This is a genomic window from Streptococcus sp. 17.1 (genome assembly GCF_016648655.1).
In the GTDB taxonomy this organism is placed as follows: domain Bacteria; phylum Bacillota; class Bacilli; order Lactobacillales; family Streptococcaceae; genus Streptococcus; species Streptococcus salivarius_E.
On the sequence record NZ_JACLQM010000006.1, the window covers coordinates 15,742 to 35,738 of the forward strand.

Sequence of the window (19,997 nt, forward strand, 5' to 3'; positions counted from 1 at the left end):
CCAAAAAAGACCTTTACATTATTGTAAAGGTCTTTTGACAGATTTGTCAATGACTTAGTCAGATAAGTCTTCTGTAGATTTTGTTAATTTAAGTTCTTCAGTTTTCTTCTCTTTACCACGATAGAAGGTTACCTTGATTGTATCTCCGATACTATGGCTGTAAAGATTGGTTTGAATATCAGTTTTTGAGCTGATTTCCTTACCGTCAATTTCAGTAATAACATCATTTTCTTGAAGTTTACCGTCAGCTGGCATACCTTTTTGAACGCTACCGACAACAACTCCAGATTTAACTTCATCTGGTAAATCTAATTTAGAAGTTGCACTGCTAGAAAGGCTATTAAGATCGGCCATTGAGATTCCTAGGGCTGGGCGTGTAACTTTACCGTCTTTTTCCAATTGATTAATGATTTCGACAACATCGTTTGATGGAATGGCGAATCCCATACCTTCAACGGCACTACCAGCGACTGCTGACGTTGATGAAATCTTACTTGAGTTAATACCGATAACTTGTCCTTCAATATTGACTAAGGCACCACCAGAGTTACCAGGGTTAATGGCAGCATCTGTTTGGATAGCATTTGTTGAGACAGTTTCACCATTGTCGTTTTGCATAGTTACGGTACGGCTAAGGCTAGATACGATTCCCTCTGTTACTGAGTTGGCGTATTCGGTACCAAGTGGGCTACCGATAGCAATTGCCTTTTCACCAACTGTGAGGGAGTTTGAATCTGCAAATTCTGCGACGGTTTTTATTTTATCTGAAGAAACTTTGACAACTGCTAGGTCAGAGTAAGTATCTTTACCAACGAGTTCACCAGTAATTTTTGATCCATCTGAAAGCATGATTTCAAGTTTTTTAGCACCATCAACAACGTGGTTGTTGGTTACGATGTAGGCCTCTTTCCCATCTTTTTTATAGATAACACCGGAACCTTCACCAGCGACTTGCAATCCATCAGAATCTTTTGATTTGTCTTGGCTAGAATCAGAACTATCATCTCCACCAAAAATACGACCATAAAGTTCATTTAGGGAATCTGAAGATGAGCCTTCTTGGTAATTGATGACAGAAACAACGGCATTTTGTACTTTCTTAACGGCCTTAGTTGTATCTGTTGTATTGTTGTATACGGTCTTAGCTGTTTTAACACCTGTATCTGTTGTATTGGTAAAAGATACCCCTGCTGCTGTTAATAGGATAAAGGCACCTAGTAGACCACCTAGTAAGCCAATAACAAGCATTGCAATTGGCGCTACTATTTTTTTCCAGTTAAATTTTTTCACGTTTAGTCCTCCTTTTTGATAAACATATCAAAGTAAGCTTAATTATATCATAAAGTGATTTTAAAAAACAGTTATCAACAGTCTGTGGATAAGTTTCAAAAAGTGTAGATAAAAAGCGATTTTATAAGGATAACTATAGATGCTTGACATGAAAAAGGTGTGGATAAGGTGTTAAAAGATTGTGGATATGTGCTATAATAAGCCTATGAAAGTTAAATTGATTACCGTTGGAAAACTGAAAGAAAAATATTTGAAAGATGGCATTGCGGAGTATGTCAAACGACTAGGACGCTTCACAAAATTTGAATCTATAGAATTAACGGATGAAAAGACGCCAGATAATGCAAGTGAAGCTGAAAATAAAGCTATCCTAGACAAAGAAGGACAGCGTATCTTGGCTAAAGTAGGTGATCGTGATTATGTCATTGCCTTAGCTATTGAAGGAAAACAATTTCCCTCGGAACAATTTGCTAAAGAGTTAGAGCAAGTGACCCTTAGAGGCTATTCAGATATTACTTTTATTATAGGGGGCAGTTTGGGACTCTCTCCAACAGTAAAAAAGAGAGCTAATCGATTGATGAGTTTTGGTCTCTTAACATTCCCTCATCAGCTTATGCGCCTTGTATTAGTAGAACAAATTTATCGTGCATTCATGATTCAGCAGGGAAGTCCTTATCATAAGTAGAAAAAAGGAAACAGACATGTTCAGAATGAAAAAACGCTCCTATCGTGTTTTTGAAGGATTACGAGTAGCAACTCTAGTTAGTTATATAGGAGGCTTCATTGATGCCTATACTTACAATACTCAAGACGGTCGATTTGCAAGTATCCAGACAGGCAATCTCCTCTATTTGGTCATTCACCTTGTTGAGGGGCATATTGCAAGAGCTTTTAGCTATGTAATACCTATTTTTTTCTTTGTTTTAGGTCAGTTTTTTGTTTTTTTTGTTAAGAAGTGGCTCATTAACCATAAGTGGGGATGGCATTTGCAAGCGATTAGACTTGCCCTTCTCTTGATGACTATTCTTGCAATTATTACACCATACGTTGATTCTACTATTACGATTGCAGGCTTGGCATTCTTCGCCTCTCTTCAAGTAGGTATTTTTAAGCGAGTCAGAGGTGTAAATTATGCTTCCTTTATGATGACTGGTAATATTACTAATACTTCTTTAACCATTGCTAGGGCTATTGACGAGGGTGATGCCAAAGCGCTTAAACAAGCTTCTTATACAACTATTATCATCTTTACATTCATGGTAGGAGTCGCAGCCTCAACTTGGTTTGCTCAATATTTACATGAATACAGCCTATATACGACTTTGCTTCCCTTGTTTGTTTTAAATTATTTCTTATTTATCGAGGCAAAAGAAAAACGCAACTAGAGATTCTAGAATGCGTTTTTTTATCTGATCCCAGCAGGATTCGAACCTGCGACCGTTCGCTTAGAAGGCGAATGCTCTATCCAGCTGAGCTATGGGACCAATAACTCTATTAGTTTACAAAATATATAGCAACATGTCAATACTTTGTAAAAGCAAGATAAAAACTAACGTAAAATTCGAATAAATTTAGCAAAATTTAATATTTTTTTTGAAAAAAAGTATAGACAAAATCGAATACTCTGATATAATAATAAGAGTATTAACGAGATAAAAATCTCAGAACTTGGTCCGTTGGTCAAGGGGTTAAGACACCGCCTTTTCACGGCGGTAACACGGGTTCGAATCCCGTACGGACTATTTTTGCTACTTAGCAGTTTTATCCGCCATAGCTCAGTTGGTAGTAGCGCATGACTGTTAATCATGATGTCGTAGGTTCGAGTCCTACTGGCGGAGTGATAAGACACCTCAAGTTGTATAGCTTGAGTTTTTTTGTACCCAAAGTTAAATAGGTCTGGAACACTTGTTCCAGACCTATTTAATTTAAGATAATCAGCTTTTTTGAATAATAGTTGTTTTTCTGATGAAGTAAGCGTAGCAACAAAATATGATACTTGCCAATAGACTAATCAATGAACCTGTCTTAAGTCCATAGGGAATAAAGGTTAGAACAACTTTTCCTTTTCCACTAGGGACATCGACTTTCATGAACCCCTTTTGGGCTCGTTGAATCTTAACTTTTTTATGATTTATGGTCGCTGTCCATCCCTTATCATATGGAATGGTAAAGAATAGTGAGGCATTCGTTTTACTGCTATAATCAACGAACACTTTATTTTTTGACGTAGTAACCTTGCTATCACGTTCATTAATAGTATCCATAGCTATCTGATAGTTTTGAGTATCAAGGGCATAAAAACTAGGATTATCAAAGGATATTGCTTTATTGCCAGGGAAACTAAGTTTGATGGTAACCATTGATTCTGTTTCAAAGTAGCCAAGGTCAAAGAAATCAAAGGTATTATCAGTAACTTGATTCTTTGTCATACCGTTTACAGTAATTGACAGAGAGTGGTTATTGTCATCAGACCAAGAAATATTAGGAATACTAACATAGAGTTGACTATGTGGTGGAGCAATAACTTGATAGGTGATTGTTACAAAATCTTTATTCGAGTTGCTAACGTTTTTAGTCACGCGCTGATTCAAAGATCTAGCATCCTTATCAAACAGTTGAGATGGAGCTCGTTTAAAATAGGTTAAGTTAAGTCCAGAGAGAGTATTCAGCAAGCTAGTTTGATTGTCAAGCGTATTGACAGTGAAGTCAATATTATTGTAAATGCCATCAGTTAAGATAGCAAGCTGACTTGCATTATTATTTTGATAAAGTCCTATTGTTTTCTCAGAAGTTACGTGATTAAAACCATACTTATTAAGGTCAAAGTTCGATAAATTATATTTTATTCCGAAGAGACTATCAGCGATAATGGTGTTATTTTGGTAACGTAGGTTTAAATTAGTCCCTTCAGATTTGAAGCCTAACCTATCGAGTGTTGAGCTTGAAGCAGTATTTCGAATGGATGAAAACTGAGAAATACCATTATAATTGAATTTCATACTGTCGTTACCAGTTTGAGCTTCTAACCTTTCAGTACGGTAAAAAGTCTTATTTGCTTGCTTAGTTTTTGAAACTAGTTTTGTAATGGCAGACATATTTCGCAGATAGCCTTCACGAGTTGGGAATACCCACTCATTTCCAAGAGCTCCAACAACATAGTAAGTACTTAATGTAAGCTCAAAAATGCAGAATAAGAAGGTGAAACAGCGAAAAACACTCCCAGGAATTTGCTGTCTAAAATAGCTAGTAAATAGAATAGCATAGGCTAGGAGAAATGCTAGACTTAATAGCCAGGAGACTGGTTCAATGAAGCTATAGTGAGATTGAAAGATCCAAGTTAGTAAGTAAGCGGTACTCAATCCTAAGAAAGATAGGAGGAGCCTTTTAAAAGAAAACTTTCTAATTCGATTGAGTGTTTCTCCTGCTAAAAGAACAGTTAGGAGAGATAGGAGCCAAGAATAGCGATGGAGAAACATGTTAGGCGCGTGCATACCTTGCCAAAACAAATCAAGAGGCTGTAAGTAGAAGCTAGCGATAAAGAAAGCTACTAATAAGAGGTAACCTAGACGTAATGATAGCTTGATTTCCCTACTAATAAAGAAAAGTAGAAAAAGAATCAAAGGTAAGATTCCCACATAAATCATAGGGATTGATCCGAATTTAGTAGTATCGTAAACTCCAACGAGGTTTTTCGCAAAGAAGTCAAAATAATAGGTAGACTCTGTCAACAAACTTGACGCACCTGTAAATTTTTCACCATGTGTTGTCAAGTCAAGTAGCGTTGGCAGCAGCATGACAGCACTACTTAAACCAGCTAGTATAGAGACAATTCCAAAGTCTATGAAATGAAGAATCTTACTCTTCCACCCCTTGATAGTTATCAATTGTACTATGGTGTAAAGGGTTAGGAAAATAGCCATCATATATCCAAAATAGTAGTTTTGGATAAAAAGGCAGGTTAGACTAAAAAAATATAAGCCCCGTCTATTGAATCTTAGTAAGAGGTGTAAACCTAATATGATTAGAGGTGCTAGAATAAAGGCATCTAGCCAGGTGTTAATTTCTAACTGACTGGTAGCAAAGCTCATCAAAGCAAATCCTGTAGAAAGACATAGGATGAAACTTCTTGACACTTTTGTAAAGAGACGCTTAAAGCTAAAAGCTCCTGAGAGCCCAATAAGACCAAACTTAAGCAGTGTTATATAATAAAAAGCATCGGCCATTTGGTTGACAGTAAAGAAATAGTAAAGTGGAGACAAGAAGGAACCTAAGTAATAGCTTGTTAGAGCATAGAAATTAAGACCTAGCCCACTTGTAAAGGTGTAAAAGAGGCTTCCATCTCCATGAAGTATATTCCTAAGTCCAGTTGCAAAAATCACATACTGATGAAAACCATCACTTGTTAAAATAGTCCGCTCACTACCAGGATAGATTTTTTGGCTATACAGCACACCTATCATGATTAGTACTGGCAAGAAAAAGGCAGCCAGATAAAATAATAAAGTCGTATGGTATTTTTTATTTGTCATAATGATACTAAGACAGGTTGGGATATCCCAACCTGCATCTTTTTATAGTTTAATCAGCCCATAGTGCTTTGACTTTAGCTTGCACTTCTTCATTTTCAAGGAATTCATCATAAGTTTCATCAATACGGTCAATAACCCCATTTTTAGAAACGACTACGATGTGGTTCGCTATTGTTTGGATAAATTCATGGTCATGACTGGCAAAGATAACAGACTCTTTGAAGTCACGGACGCCATCATTCAGACTTGAGATTGATTCCAAATCCAAGTGATTAGTAGGATCATCTAGAAGAAGGACGTTAGATTTCAAAAGCATGAGCTTAGAAAGCATGACACGTACCTTTTCTCCCCCTGAGAGAACACTAACAGATTTATTAACCTCATCTCCTGAGAAGAGCATACGTCCAAGGAATCCACGCAAGAAGGTATCATCATCTTCCCCTTTTTCGGCAAATTGACGGAGCCATTCGAGAATTGATTCACCGGATGCAAAGTCTTTAGAATTATCTTTTGGAAGGTAAGAGCGGCTAGTAGTAACACCCCATTTGATTGTACCTTCGTAGTCAATATCATCGGCAAGAGCACGAATCAATGCAGTTGTTTGAATATCGTTTTGACCGATGATGGCAGTCTTATCTCCTGGTCGTAAGATGAAACTAATGTTATCAAGAATAGTCTCACCATCCATCTTAACAGTGAGATTTTCAACTGTTAGAAGGTCATTACCGATTTCACGCTCTGCTTTAAAATTGATGAATGGGTATTTACGACTTGATGGGACGATTTCTTCTAGTTCAATTTTATCAAGCATTTTCTTACGAGAAGTAGCTTGTTTAGATTTTGAAGCGTTGGCAGAGAAACGTGCAACGAATTCTTGAAGTTCTTTGATTTTTTCTTCTGCTTTTGCATTACGGTCAGCCTGCAAGCGTGCAGCCAATTCTGAAGATTGTTTCCAGAAGTCATAGTTACCGACATAGAGTTTGATTTTACCAAAGTCAAGGTCGGCCATATGCGTACATACCTTATTCAAGAAATGACGGTCATGGGATACGACAATGACCGTATTTTCAAAATCAATCAAGAAATCTTCAAGCCAAGAGATTGACTGGATATCAAGACCGTTGGTAGGTTCGTCAAGAAGAAGTACATCAGGTTTACCAAAAAGCGCTTTTGCAAGGAGGACTTTCACCTTGTCACCATTAGCTAATTCGCTCATATTTTGATAGTGAAGGTCTTCTGAGATATTTAGGTTCTGAAGCAATTGTGAGGCTTCGCTTTCAGCTTCCCAACCACCCAATTCAGCAAAGAGTCCTTCTAATTCAGCAGCACGGACACCATCTTCATCTGAAAAATCTTCCTTCATGTAGATGGCATCTTTTTCTTTCATAATATCGTAGAGGCGTTCATTCCCCATGATAACAACATCAATGACGCGTTCATCTTCATAGTCAAAGTGGTTCTGACGAAGAACAGAAAGACGCTCATCAGGACCAAGAGAGATATGTCCTGTTGTTGGTTCGATATCACCAGCTAAAATTTTCAAAAAAGTAGATTTACCAGCACCATTGGCACCGATAAGACCGTAAGTATTACCTGGCGTGAAGGCAATATTAACATCATCAAAAAGTTTACGATCGCTAAAACGAAGCGATACATCCGATACAGTAAGCATATAATATCCTTTATTTTTATTCTTAACTACTATTTTACGAGAAATTAGACTTTATTTCAATCGATTTTATAAGGGATTAATAAAGTCATTTGGAACTTTTTGGTAATCTTTTTGGAGGCTAAATCCACGTCCCATAACTGTAGAAGCAGGAACAATGACGATAAAGGCAGTTTCATCTATTTTTTGGATTTCTTCTTGAACTTTTGGAACCTCATGAGTTGACAAGGTAGTCATAATCATATTTTGTGCATGTCCGGTATGTCCCCCCAGAACTGGGATTTTTGTTGCTCCTCGATCAGCCACTCTAGTGATGTATTTTAGGATTTGTTCACTATTTTGCGAAATGATTAGAAGATTTCGTGATGAATTGAGTCCGACCATCATTTTATCAATTGTAAGAGAAACAACTCCAAGTGAGAGGATGGAGTACATAACAGTATCAGGTGGAAAGGCAATAGCACTGATTGCGACAATGATTCCATCAACAATAAGTAGTACCATTCCTAGTGGGAGTGGCGTATACTTGTGGAGAATTTGTGTGATAATTCCAGTTCCCCCAGTTGAGGAATTTCCATAAAAGACTATTCCTAGTCCTAACCCTAATACAATCCCACCAAAAATAGCAGCCAACAAAGGTTGTTTGGTGAGTGTAGGTAAGCCCTCGGTTAATTTAATAAAAGTTGGGAAGATAAGAGACCCATAGAAGGTTTTTAGGAGAACTTCGCGACCAAGAAAGCACCAACATAAAATTAACAAAGGGATGGTGGTTGCTAAGACGAAGTTAGCATTGTTCCAACCAAAAAGGGCGTTTAAACTAATGGCTAGCCCTCCGACACCACCCGAGGCAATATTATTCTTAACTAAAAGTGAGTTATAGCCAACTGAAGCTATAAAAGAACCGATTGTAACTAAAAGTATATCTATTATTCGACGTTTCATATATTATCTCCTAGAAATGATATTCTTATTATCAAGTCTTTTTTAGTTTCCGTCAAGTAATGACTATTTTGGTTGTATCTAAGGTTGTGTTTCACGTGAAACTAGAAACATAATCTTGACAAGAATAGACAAAACAATGTAGAATAATAGTCATCAGAAGAGTAATTCTTTCCTTTTTTATAGAGAGCTGGTGGTTGCTGAAAACCAGTATGAAGGTGGAATGAATGGGCTGAAGAGAATTGACGGTTAACGTGAACACATAAACGTTAGGTTTGGCACCCCTTATCGTGCAACTTCTTTGTTGAGAAGGTTTGAGATGATAGCTTCAGAAAGAGTTATCAACTGAGGTGGTACCGCGTATCAAAAGTGATTAACGCCCTCACGCATGTTTTTGCGTGGGGATTTTTTTGTATTAGAGAGGTAATTATATGACGAAACCTATTATTTTGACGGGAGACCGTCCAACAGGGAAACTCCATCTAGGACACTATGTTGGTAGTTTAAAAAATCGTGTCCTTTTACAAAACGAAGATAAATATAACATGTTTGTCTTTTTGGCTGATCAGCAAGCCCTTACGGATCACGCCAAAGAGTCAGAGATTATCAAAGAATCAATTGGGAATGTTGCTTTAGATTATCTCTCTGTAGGTTTGGATCCAACGAAGTCGACTATTTTCATTCAAAGTCAGATTCCTGAGTTGGCTGAGTTGACTATGTATTACATGAACCTAGTTTCATTGGCACGTTTAGAGCGTAACCCAACGGTTAAGACGGAAATTGCTCAAAAAGGCTTCGGAGAATCTATTCCAACAGGCTTTCTAGTTTATCCAATTTCTCAGGCAGCTGATATCACGGCCTTTAAAGCAAATTATGTTCCTGTAGGTAATGACCAAAAGCCAATGATTGAGCAGACACGTGAAATTGCACGTAGCTTCAATCATACTTATCATTGTGATATTTTGGTTGAGCCAGAGGGAATATACCCTAAAAATGAAGCTGCAGGACGCCTTCCAGGTCTAGACGGAAATGCTAAGATGTCAAAATCCTTGGGTAATGGTATCTTCCTTTCAGATGATGAGGACACTGTTCGTAAAAAAGTCATGAGCATGTATACGGATCCAAATCATATTCGTGTGGAAGATCCAGGCCAAATTGAAGGTAATATGGTTTTCCATTATCTTGATATCTTTGGTCGCGAAGAGGATGCTACTACAATTGCTGAAATGAAAGAACATTATCAACGAGGTGGTTTAGGAGATGTGAAGACAAAACGTTATCTTCTAGAAATCTTAGAACGTGAGTTGGCTCCAATTCGTGAACGTCGTTTAGAATATGCCAAGGATATGGGAGAAGTTTTCCGTATGCTTGAAAAAGGTAGTCAAGCAGCACGTGAAGTTGCTGGACAAACATTGGCGGAAGTAAAAGAAGCGATGGGAATTAAGTATTTCTAAGAAATAAAAAGTAGGGACTCAAGATAATCTGGAGCCCTATTTTTATTTGGAAAAAGGTTTTCTTAGAATCTTATGCGAAATCTGTTGACAAATCATTTTAGCATGATATGATATTAACAATTAAAAAATAGGCTGGGGTTTTTGTACCTCAAAACTTTGAGAAAAGAGGACGATTATAATGTCAAATTGGGACACTAAATTCTTGAAAAAAGGTTACACTTTTGATGACGTATTGCTTATTCCTGCGGAAAGTCATGTTCTACCAAACAACGTCAACTTGAAGACGAAATTGGCTAAAAATTTGACATTAAATATCCCAATTATCACTGCAGCCATGGATACGGTCACAGATAGTAAGATGGCTATCTCAATTGCTCGTGCAGGTGGTTTGGGTGTCATTCACAAAAACATGTCTATTGCGGAACAAGCTGAAGAAGTTCGAAAAGTAAAGCGCTCTGAAAATGGTGTCATCATTGATCCATTCTTCCTAACGCCTGAAAATAAAGTTGCTGAAGCTGAAGAGTTGATGCAACGTTATCGTATCTCAGGGGTTCCGATTGTTGAGACACTTGAAAATCGTAAATTGGTTGGTATTATCACAAACCGTGATATGCGTTTTATCTCTAATTACGATACTCCAATTTCAGAACACATGACTTCTGAGAAATTGGTCACTGCTCCAGTTGAAACAGATCTTGAAACGGCTGAAAGTATTCTTCATGAGCATCGTATTGAAAAGCTACCTCTAGTTGATGAAGAAGGTCGTTTGTCAGGACTTATTACTATTAAGGATATCGAAAAAGTTATCGAGTTTCCTAATGCAGCTAAGGATGAGTTCGGTCGTCTTTTGGTAGCAGGTGCTGTAGGTGTTACTTCTGATACCTTTGAACGTGCAGAAGCTCTCTTTGAAGCAGGCGCAGATGCTATTGTCATTGATACTGCACATGGTCATTCAGCAGGTGTTCTTCGTAAAATTGCTGAAATTCGTGCCCACTTCCCAGACCGTACTTTGATTGCAGGAAATATCGCAACAGCTGAAGGTGCGCGTGCACTTTATGAAGCAGGTGTCGATGTTGTTAAAGTAGGTATCGGACCAGGTTCTATTTGTACAACACGTGTGGTTGCGGGTGTAGGTGTTCCTCAAGTCACTGCTATTTACGATGCAGCTAGTGTTGCGCGTGAATACGGAAAAACAATCATTGCTGATGGCGGTATCAAATACTCAGGTGATATTGTAAAAGCTCTTGCAGCAGGTGGTAATGCTGTAATGCTTGGTTCTATGTTTGCTGGTACTGATGAAGCACCAGGTGAAACTGAGATTTTCCAAGGTCGTAAATACAAATCTTACCGTGGTATGGGATCAATTGCAGCGATGAAGAAAGGATCAAGCGATCGTTACTTCCAAGGTGCAGTTAATGAAGCGAATAAACTTGTTCCAGAAGGAATTGAAGGCCGTGTAGCTTATAAAGGTTCTGCTGCTGATATCGTATTCCAATTGATTGGCGGTATCCGTGCAGGTATGGGTTATACAGGTGCAGAAGATATCCAGGCTTTACATGATAAAGCTCAGTTTGTTGAAATGTCAGGTGCAGGACTTATTGAAAGTCACCCTCACGATGTTCAAATTACAAACGAGGCACCTAACTACTCAGCTCATTAAAAAACATAAAAGTACTTACTTCAGGTAAGTACTTTTTCTTTACATTGATTTTTACAGTAGGTTTACAATGTGTTTACACAAACAAAATTGTTAACAAAGGGTTTGGGTGAGTTTTTGTTTACACTTTTTAACATCACTTGTCATATATGTAAAGCACAGAAAACAGAAAAACAAGTCGCTTAATCGACTTGTTTTTCACAAATAATACCATTCTTGACTAAGAAGGTCTTTAAATCGGGTGGTAGGTTACTCAGATGATCAAGTGAAGTTGTCGTCATGAAGGTTTGAACCTCTTCGTCAATACTTTCTAACAGTTTGAGTTGACGGTGATTGTCAAGCTCACTCATGACATCATCGAGGAGAAGAATTGGAAATTCACCTGTTACTTTTTTTATCAGAGCAATCTCAGCCATTTTTAAAGAAAGAATGAGACTACGTTGTTGCCCCTGACTGCCGAAAGATGCGTTCATGTCATTAATGTAAAATGTCAAATCATCCCTATGTGGACCAACACCAGTGTTCTTTTTGAAGATATCCCTTTTGTGATTTTGCTTTAACGTGGTTAAAAATGATTCACGAATAACTTTGTTATTCCCGAATGGGATATTAGATTCGTAGGAGATTTTAAGGCGCTCTATCTGATTTGAGAGATTACTATGATGTCTATCTGCCTCTTCCTCTAATTGCTTGATAAATTCTAGTCTATGTTCGATAACGCGTGCTCCAAAATCGGAAAGCTGTTCATCTAACACTGAGAGAAAATTAATGTCTACATTGTCAGTAGATTTGAGATAGGCATTACGTTGCTTGAGTACATGATTATAACTTGATAGGTCTGAAAGGTAAACAGGCTTAATCTGTCCTAAATCAATATCTATAAATTTACGTCTTAGGCTTGGAGATCCCTTTACAAGTTGTAAATCCTCAGGAGCAAAGAGTACCACTGTCATGTGACCGATATAATCGGATAATTTAGCTTGTTTGAGGTGGTTGACCTTTGTTATGCGGCCTTTATTAGATAAACTGATTTCCAGAGGTAGCTTTCCACTATGACGATGCACGATGCCATTCAGTTTGAGAGTATTTTGCTGAAATTGAATCAGTTCCTTATCTGAACGGGTCCGATGACTACGTGTCAATGCTAGAAAATAGATGGCCTCAAGAATATTTGTTTTTCCTTGAGCATTGCGACCAAGAAAAATATTGAGATGAGTTGAGAAGCTCACAGAGGCTTCAGTATAATTTCTAAAGTGTTGAATATCAATATTTTCGAGCCACATAGTTAGGTTCCTGGGAAACGAACGGGTTTTCGTTTAGTTTTATTGCCTTCTTTTGACGGATGTGCCTTTTGTTTCTTTTTATTATCCTGATTCATTTTTTTTACAATGGCAGCAACACGTGCTTTTTCAGCGACTTCTTTTTGATGCTCTTCAATTTCATTTGTTGTAGGAGCTATAATCGTTATTTCAAGTTCCTCAGACGGAATAGTAATAACATCCCCATAACGAAGTTTTTTTCCACGACGTTTTTCATCCTCACCATTGAATAAAACGGTATTGTTAGCTAAAAAACCTTTAATAGCTCCGCCACTATGAATGATACTTAATTCTTTTAAAAGTGCCTGCAGTGTGATGTATTCATCAAATAATTTATATTCCATAGTACCTCAACTTTCTCTTGAGATAAGATAGCATAAAAATGGTATAATTGGAAGCATAAACTTTTTAGAGGTTATCAATGAAAATTGCTGATGGTGTCTATGTACACTTCATTCCAACACAAAAATATAAAACTAATCGTATTGTTTTTCGAATGACAGGTTCTTTGAATAAACAAACAATTGCTAAACGAGCTCTGGTTTCACAAATGTTGGCTACAGCCAATCAGACGTATCCAACAGTACAGTCTTTTAAAGAGAGATTAGCTTCTCTTTATGGAACACAGTTGTCAACTAGAGTGTTAACTAAAGGGTTGACACATAGTGTTGACATAGAGTTGACGTACCTGAAAGATGCCTTTATCCCTACGAATAATGGATTATTTTGGGAAGTTCTAGGATTTTTGAAAGAGTGTCTTTACAAGCCACTGTCAAGAGTAGCTCAATACCAAAATAAAGTATTTGATATAGAGAAACAAAATTTAAAGACCTACCTTGATGTTGACACAGAGAATAATTACTATTACAGTGAAGTTAAGGGAAGAGAGCTTTATTTTGTAAATGAGGGCTTGAAAGTTCCCAAATATGGTCAAGCAGAACTTGTTGAAGCCGAGACTTCGTTTACAACTTATCAAGAATTTCAAAGTATGTTGACAAGAGATCGTATTGATATCTTTATGGTTGGAGAATTTGATGATTATCAAGTACTCCAAGGTTTACATCGTTTTCCTTTGGAGGGACGTCAAGTTGATTTACAGTTTAGCTATAGTCAACCTTATGTCAATGTGGTGAAAGAAAAGATAGAACCTAGGCAGAGTAGTCAATCTATTCTACAATTAGGGTACCAATTTTCATGTCAATATGGAGATAAAGATTACTTTGCTTTAATTGTATTCAATGCCATGTTTGGTGAATTTGCCCACTCTGCTTTATTTACAACGCTTCGAGAAAAGGAAGGATTGGCTTATTCAATTAGTAGTCAATTTGATGTCTTTACAGGTTTACTAGAAGTTTACGCTGGAATTGAAAAATCTAATAGAAATCAGGCTATGCGAGGAATTAGTAGAGAATTGAATTACATTAAATTAGGACGTTTTTCAAGTTCTCTCCTGAATCAAACCAAAAAAATCATACGAATGAATGCCCTACTCTCTGAAGATCATACCTTAACATTGGTGGAACAACGTTTTAATAAGGTGATTTTTGGCGATAAAAGTCTTTCATTAGAGAATTGGTTAGATGAGATTGAGAAGGTTACTAAAAAAGATGTTTGTCGTGTAGCGCGTCAAGTTAAGCTACAGAGTTTGTTCTTTTTAGAAGGAGTGTCTTAGATGGCTGCTTTGAAGAAACGTTATTATCAAAAAATTGATGAAGAAGTTTATTCAGCAATTTTAGATAATGGTATGTCTTTATCAATTATTAAGAAAAAAGGATTTTTAGAAAAAGCCGCCTTTCTGTCAACGAATTTTGGGGCGCTAGATAATCACTTTTATATTGATGGTGAGTTACAATCTTATCCTGCAGGTATTGCTCATTTTCTGGAACACAAGCTATTTGAGGATGAGCAGGGAAGGGATGTGACATTGGATTTTGTCAAGCTTGGAGCTGATGTCAATGCTTTTACAACCTTAGAGAAGACAACATATTATTTCTCTACCCTTGACCACTTTGAGGAGTCTTTAGAAGTTTTATTAAAGTTTACTTCAAAGTTTACAAGTTCCGAAGATGCTGTCAACCATGAAAAAAGAATTATTGAACAAGAAATAAATATGTATCAGGATGATCCTGATTATAGAGTATATCTGGGTTGTTTGCAAAGTTTGTATCCTAATACTATATTAGGGCAAGACATTGCTGGAAGTGTTGATAGCATTGAAAAAATTACTGTAAAGGATTTGAAAGATAACTTTGACTGCTTTTACAGACCAGCAAACTGTCATCTCGTCTTGGTAGGTGATTTTGATGTTGAAGATATTTACACTTTTGTCAAGGAAAAACAAAGCGAGTTTACACTACCTGAGAGAATAGTTGAAAAAGAAAAGAACCCTATTGAGTCAGATATCCAAAAATTAGATAGTCTTCAAATGGAGATTTTCATCTCAAAGCTAGCCATTGGTTTTAAGAGTGTTCCTTTTACTGATAATCGTATGAGAGAAAACATACTGGTACAGTTATTGTTTAATTTACTGTTTGGCTGGACGTCTCCTTATTATCAAAATTGGTATGCTGAAGGAAAAATAGATGAGTCTGTGTCAATTGAATACGAGGTATCTAATCGATATTCATTTGTCATTATGACTATGGACACTGCAGAACCTATCCGTATGTCAAGCTTAATTCGTCAAGTGATGACGTCGGCAGATAAAAAAAGACTGTTGACGGATGAGGCATTGGATTTGCAAAAGAAAGCTTTGTATGGTGAATTTTTACGTAGTCTAGACAATATCCAGAATTTAGGAAGTCAGTATTTAGCTTATTTTGAGAATGATAAAACATACTTTGATTTTGGTCAGGAACTGATGAGCATTACTTCCAAGGATTTGAAGGATTTTTTGAATCATTATCTCTCAAATATAGAGATTACCGATTTTGTTGTCTTCCCTAAATAAGTGATTATTTGCTATAATAGAGACACGAAAACAAAGAAGAATATTAGAAAGGGGAAAAATGAAGTTACACTCTCTAGGTGAGCAATTACGTGCAGCACGTATAAAGAAAGAATTAAGTTTATATGATGTAGAAAAAATTTCTGGAGTAGAAGCTCAGTTTCTTCTGGCTATGGAAATGGATCAACTTAAAGCTTTGCCAGAGGACATTCAGCAAGAAGCGCTTGAAAAGTATGCCACTTCGGTTGGTTTAGATGGAAAGCGTCTGTTTGAGGAGCAGAGACAGAACGAGCAAAAACTAAAAAAAGAAAAGAAAACAGTTGAACGTAAGGAAGAAAGCTTAGCTACCAAAGCTCCTATGTCACGCTTTTTAAAGCATAAACGTGAAGAAAAAAGAAAGTCTAACTATCTACCTTTACTAATTCTTAGTGCGGTTTCGTTACTTATCATTTGTTCAGTAGGTTATATTATTATTAGACATATTTCTAATCAACCTCAGGTGATAAAACCGAATACTATCTCTACAGTTAATCATCTATCAACGGCTAGTAAGGCTAAATCGTCACGAAGCATTTCTGAGGTTACCGTTTCAGGGGCAAATGTAACAACGACAACTCAAGGAAATCAACTAATGGTTGATTTCTCCAATGTAAATTCTTCAGTAGTTTTAGATGTGGAGTTATCAAAAAATAGTGATGACACATGGTTTTCAGTAGATAACTCAGATACTTCAGAGAGTTACCTCCTTTCAAAAACGAAAAATTCAAAATACTCTTTAGATTTTTCTGATAAAACGAAACCAACTCAAATTATTATTGCTCAATCTTCAAAAGTAACTCTAAAGGTAAATGGGGAGTCACTTGATTTATCTCAATTAGATAAAAATACACCTAGCTACCTCACATTAAGAATCCAATAGAATCGAGAAGAAATGTTTAAAAAAGAAAATTTACCTAATTTATTGACACTTGCTAGAATTGTTTTGATTCCTATCTTTTTACTGATGACATCACTTGCGTCAAGTAATGTCATGCATATTGCTGCGGCGGTTGTCTTTGCTATTGCCAGTATTACAGATTATTTGGATGGCTATTTGGCACGAAAATGGCATGTTGTTACTAATTTCGGGAAATTTGCAGATCCATTAGCGGATAAAATGTTGGTAATGTCAGCTTTTATTATGCTAGTAGGTATTAATCAAGCGCCATCCTGGGTAGTTTCAGTTATTATCTGTCGTGAGCTTGCAGTCACAGGTCTTCGTCTTTTATTAGTGGAAAACGGTGGTACAGTTCTCGCTGCAGCTATGCCTGGTAAGATTAAGACAGTGACTCAGATGTTATCTATCATTCTATTATTGTGTCATTTGCATTTTATTGGAACAATTATGCTTTATATCGCTTTGTTCTTTACAATTTACTCAGGCTATGATTATTTCAAAGGTGCAGGTTTCTTATTTAAGGATACTTTCAAGTAGTACGATAAACAAATGATTGAAATAAAAAATTTAAAATTTAAATATCATCAAGATCAACCATCCTATATTCTTGATGATGTATCGTTTCACGTGAAACGTGGGGAGTGGCTATCCATTGTAGGGCATAATGGTTCTGGAAAATCCACGACAGCGCGTCTTATTGACGGACTATTAGTGGCAGAGTCTGGGCAGATTATCGTTGATGGTCAAGAATTAACAGAAGAGAATGTCTGGGATATTCGTGATAAGATTGGCATGGTCTTTCAAAATCCAGATAATCAATTTGTTGGGGCAACTGTTGAAGACGATGTTGCTTTTGGTCTTGAAAATAAAGGTGTTCCCTATGAAGAAATGGCTTCAAGAGTTCAAGAGGCTCTGGAATTTGTAGGAATGTCAGAATTTAAGGATAGAGAGCCAGCTAGATTATCTGGAGGTCAAAAACAACGTGTGGCTATCGCAGGTATTGTAGCTATGAGACCATCAATTTTGATTTTGGATGAGGCAACTAGCATGCTGGACCCAGAAGGTCGCCAGGAATTGATTCAATCTATTAAAGCTATTCGTAAAGAATACGGAATGACTGTTTTATCAATTACTCATGATCTCGATGAGGTCGCTTTGAGTGACCGTGTTTTGGTTTTGAAAAAAGGTAAAGTGGAGTCTGTTTCAAGTCCTCGTGAACTATTTAGTAGAGGCACAGAGTTGGTTGACTTAGGTTTGGATATCCCTTTTAGTGCATTATTAACTCAAAAGCTAAGAAATAAAGGTCTGATAGAGTGTGAAGACTATCTGACAGAAAAGGAATTGGTAGAACAATTATGGGAATCTCTCTCGAAAATGTAAGTTATATCTATCAAGCGGGTACTCCTTTTGAGGGGCGTGCCCTTTTTGAATTGACAACGACGATAAAAGATGGTTCATATACAGCCTTTATTGGACATACAGGAAGTGGTAAATCTACTATTATGCAGCTCTTAAATGGTCTCTATATACCAACTAGTGGTCAGGTTCAAGTTGATGATACGATTATAACCAGTCAATCAAAGAACAAGGACATAAAACCAATTCGTAAGAAAGTAGGTTTAGTTTTTCAATTTCCAGAAAGTCAGTTATTTGCAGAGACTGTTTTAGAAGATGTTGCCTTTGGACCTCAAAATTTCGGAGTTTCTAAGGAAGAAGCAGAACAACGTGCTATTGAAAGTCTAAAATTAGTTGGACTCCCGGAAGAATTTCATGGACAGAATCCTTTTGATTTATCAGGAGGGCAAATGCGACGTGTTGCCATTGCAGGGATTCTAGCTATGCAACCAGATATTCTAGTGCTGGATGAACCGACTGCCGGTCTAGACCCACAGGGACGGAAGGAATTGATGTCTCTCTTTAAGGAGTTACATCTTTCTGGAATGACGATTGTTTTAGTCACTCACTTGATGGATGATGTTGCCGATTATGCGACAGCTGTGAATGTTATGGAAAAAGGGCAACTGGTATTTTCGGGAGCTCCTAAAGATGTTTTTCAAAAGGTTACTTTTCTTAAAGAAAAGCAATTAGGTGTTCCTAAAATTACAGAGTTTGCACTACAGCTACAAGAAAAAGGTTATCGATTTGAAACTCTCCCTATTACAATCGAGGAATTCGTAGAGGTGGTGTCGCATGGATAAGTTAATTATTGGACGTTATATTGTTGGGGACTCTTTTATACACCGATTAGATCCTAGAAGTAAATTATTAGCCATGCTGATTTATATTGTTATTATCTTTTGGGCTAATAATCCCTTAACTTATGCTGTAATAACTTTATTTACACTTTTCTTGGTTTTCTTGTCTAAAATAAAACTTGGTTTCTTTTTAGGTGGAATTAAACCGATGATTTGGATTATTTTATTTTCTACCCTATTTCAAGTTTTCTTCAATACAAAAGGGAGTGTGCTTTGGTCTATCGGCTTTTTTAAGATTACAGAAGTCGGTTTAAATCAAGGTTGGATGATATTCCTTAGATTTATCCTCATTATTAGTTTTTCCACCCTACTTACTCTAACGACAACACCTTTAAGTTTATCTGATGCAGTTGAATCACTTTTGAAACCTCTTACTGTTTTCAAAGTACCAGCACATGAAATTGGTTTAATGCTATCTTTGAGTCTACGTTTTGTACCAACTTTGATGGATGATACGACTCGTATTATGAATGCTCAAAAGGCGCGTGGTGTTGACTTTGGTGAAGGAAATATTATTCAGAAGGTACGGTCAATAATACCTATTTTAATTCCTTTGTTTGCATCAAGCTTTAAACGAGCAGATGCTCTGGCGATTGCTATGGAAGCACGAGGCTATCAAGGTGGTGAAGGACGAACAAAATATCGTCGACTTTCATGGAATGGTCGAGATACCTTATCAATTATTGCTATTTTAGCTTTAGGATTAATGCTTTTTTATCTTAAGAGTTAATTCGTTGAGATAAATAAAAACTAGGTCTTAAGACCTAGAAGTTTTAGATGGACGCCCACGTAGGTGTTCTTTTTTCGTCTAATCCCAACCTACTTGTAATATTTTTAATATCCCTAACAAGGGGATGTTATATTTCCAAGGTATCATAGATACATGGTTATAGTTCTTCAGCTTAATCTGGATTGAAAAATCCCTATATAGAATAAGCCCGTTGATTTACCTATTAGTCATAAACAAAAAAATAACTTAATATCTTTGACTAATATGAATT

General features: G+C 36.8%; 17 protein-coding genes, 3 tRNA genes and 1 other annotated feature. Of the genes, 13 read left to right on the top strand and 7 right to left on the bottom strand.

Annotated elements, in window-relative coordinates:
* Positions 1-54: 54 nt before the first annotated feature.
* Positions 55-1,290 carry a S1C family serine protease gene (locus H7T99_RS04935; protein WP_002892211.1) on the bottom strand — a complete coding sequence of 412 codons (1,236 nt, stop codon included), beginning with the start codon at positions 1,288-1,290 and terminating at the stop codon, positions 55-57.
* Positions 1,291-1,495: 205 nt separating this feature from the next.
* Between H7T99_RS04935 and rlmH the strand changes: the two genes are divergently transcribed.
* Together rlmH and H7T99_RS04945 are read left to right on the top strand one after the other, a co-directional pair.
* Complete coding sequence (gene rlmH, locus H7T99_RS04940) at positions 1,496-1,975, top strand: 23S rRNA (pseudouridine(1915)-N(3))-methyltransferase RlmH (RefSeq protein ID WP_037598563.1); 480 nt, start codon at positions 1,496-1,498, stop codon at positions 1,973-1,975.
* A 16-nt stretch (positions 1,976-1,991) separates the two neighbouring features.
* Entirely contained in the window at positions 1,992-2,675 is a 684-nt protein-coding gene (locus tag H7T99_RS04945) for a YoaK family protein (RefSeq protein ID WP_002892206.1), read from the top strand.
* Between the two features lie 25 nt (positions 2,676-2,700).
* Here H7T99_RS04945 and H7T99_RS04950 read toward each other — a convergent pair.
* Positions 2,701-2,774 (bottom strand) — tRNA-Arg (locus tag H7T99_RS04950).
* A gap of 186 nt (positions 2,775-2,960) precedes the next feature.
* On the opposite strand from H7T99_RS04950, the gene H7T99_RS04955 reads away from it, so the two are divergent.
* Together H7T99_RS04955 and H7T99_RS04960 are read left to right on the top strand one after the other, a co-directional pair.
* A tRNA-Glu gene (locus H7T99_RS04955) sits at positions 2,961-3,032 on the top strand.
* 22 nt (positions 3,033-3,054) lie between these two features.
* Positions 3,055-3,128 (top strand) — tRNA-Asn (locus H7T99_RS04960).
* Between the two features lie 96 nt (positions 3,129-3,224).
* Here H7T99_RS04960 and H7T99_RS04965 read toward each other — a convergent pair.
* The 3 genes from H7T99_RS04965 to H7T99_RS04975 all read right to left on the bottom strand — a co-directional run bounded on the left by H7T99_RS04965 (position 3,225) and on the right by H7T99_RS04975 (position 8,430).
* Positions 3,225-5,819, bottom strand: coding sequence for a YfhO family protein (locus H7T99_RS04965; protein ID WP_037602415.1), 2,595 nt, complete (start codon positions 5,817-5,819; stop codon positions 3,225-3,227).
* 49 nt (positions 5,820-5,868) lie between these two features.
* A complete protein-coding gene (locus tag H7T99_RS04970) occupies positions 5,869-7,491 on the bottom strand; it encodes an ABC-F family ATP-binding cassette domain-containing protein (RefSeq protein WP_037602413.1) in 1,623 nt (540 codons plus the stop codon).
* Between the two features lie 66 nt (positions 7,492-7,557).
* On the bottom strand, positions 7,558-8,430 hold the full coding sequence (locus H7T99_RS04975; protein ID WP_037602410.1) for a YitT family protein: 873 nt from the start codon (positions 8,428-8,430) through the stop codon (positions 7,558-7,560).
* Positions 8,431-8,574: 144 nt separating this feature from the next.
* Positions 8,575-8,814, top strand: a binding site (T-box leader).
* 44 nt (positions 8,815-8,858) lie between these two features.
* Here H7T99_RS04975 and trpS point away from each other — a divergent pair.
* Together trpS and guaB are read left to right on the top strand one after the other, a co-directional pair.
* Positions 8,859-9,881, top strand: a complete 1,023-nt coding sequence (gene trpS, locus H7T99_RS04980; protein WP_037599375.1) for a tryptophan--tRNA ligase — start codon at positions 8,859-8,861, stop codon at positions 9,879-9,881.
* A 178-nt stretch (positions 9,882-10,059) separates the two neighbouring features.
* On the top strand, positions 10,060-11,541 hold the full coding sequence (gene guaB / locus H7T99_RS04985) for an IMP dehydrogenase (RefSeq protein ID WP_021144763.1): 1,482 nt from the start codon (positions 10,060-10,062) through the stop codon (positions 11,539-11,541).
* Between the two features lie 179 nt (positions 11,542-11,720).
* Here guaB and recF read toward each other — a convergent pair whose 3' ends face one another.
* Positions 11,721-12,821, bottom strand: a complete 1,101-nt coding sequence (gene recF / locus H7T99_RS04990; protein ID WP_037602407.1) for a DNA replication/repair protein RecF — start codon at positions 12,819-12,821, stop codon at positions 11,721-11,723.
* 2 nt (positions 12,822-12,823) lie between these two features.
* On the bottom strand, positions 12,824-13,201 hold the full coding sequence (gene yaaA, locus H7T99_RS04995; RefSeq protein ID WP_002892188.1) for a S4 domain-containing protein YaaA: 378 nt from the start codon (positions 13,199-13,201) through the stop codon (positions 12,824-12,826).
* Positions 13,202-13,278: 77 nt separating this feature from the next.
* On the opposite strand from yaaA, the gene yfmF reads away from it, so the two are divergent.
* Genes yfmF through H7T99_RS05030 form a run of 7 tightly spaced genes read left to right on the top strand, consistent with a single transcriptional unit; the run spans position 13,279 to position 19,726 of the window.
* The gene (gene yfmF / locus H7T99_RS05000; protein ID WP_037602406.1) at positions 13,279-14,529 is read left to right on the top strand and encodes an EF-P 5-aminopentanol modification-associated protein YfmF; all 1,251 of its coding nucleotides are present in this window, start codon (positions 13,279-13,281) and stop codon (positions 14,527-14,529) included.
* On the top strand, positions 14,530-15,807 hold the full coding sequence (yfmH, locus tag H7T99_RS05005; RefSeq protein WP_037602403.1) for an EF-P 5-aminopentanol modification-associated protein YfmH: 1,278 nt from the start codon (positions 14,530-14,532) through the stop codon (positions 15,805-15,807).
* Between the two features lie 58 nt (positions 15,808-15,865).
* A complete protein-coding gene (locus tag H7T99_RS05010; RefSeq protein WP_037602401.1) occupies positions 15,866-16,723 on the top strand; it encodes a helix-turn-helix domain-containing protein in 858 nt (285 codons plus the stop codon).
* A 12-nt stretch (positions 16,724-16,735) separates the two neighbouring features.
* Complete coding sequence (gene pgsA, locus H7T99_RS05015; RefSeq protein ID WP_037602398.1) at positions 16,736-17,278, top strand: CDP-diacylglycerol--glycerol-3-phosphate 3-phosphatidyltransferase; 543 nt, start codon at positions 16,736-16,738, stop codon at positions 17,276-17,278.
* 12 nt (positions 17,279-17,290) lie between these two features.
* Positions 17,291-18,121 carry an energy-coupling factor ABC transporter ATP-binding protein gene (locus H7T99_RS05020; protein ID WP_002892176.1) on the top strand — a complete coding sequence of 277 codons (831 nt, stop codon included), beginning with the start codon at positions 17,291-17,293 and terminating at the stop codon, positions 18,119-18,121.
* On the top strand, positions 18,097-18,939 hold the full coding sequence (locus H7T99_RS05025; protein WP_037602396.1) for an energy-coupling factor transporter ATPase: 843 nt from the start codon (positions 18,097-18,099) through the stop codon (positions 18,937-18,939). Before H7T99_RS05020 ends, H7T99_RS05025 begins: the two co-directional genes overlap by 25 nt.
* Positions 18,932-19,726, top strand: a complete 795-nt coding sequence (locus H7T99_RS05030; RefSeq protein WP_037602393.1) for an energy-coupling factor transporter transmembrane component T family protein — start codon at positions 18,932-18,934, stop codon at positions 19,724-19,726. Before H7T99_RS05025 ends, H7T99_RS05030 begins: the two co-directional genes overlap by 8 nt.
* Positions 19,727-19,997: the final 271 nt, after the last annotated feature.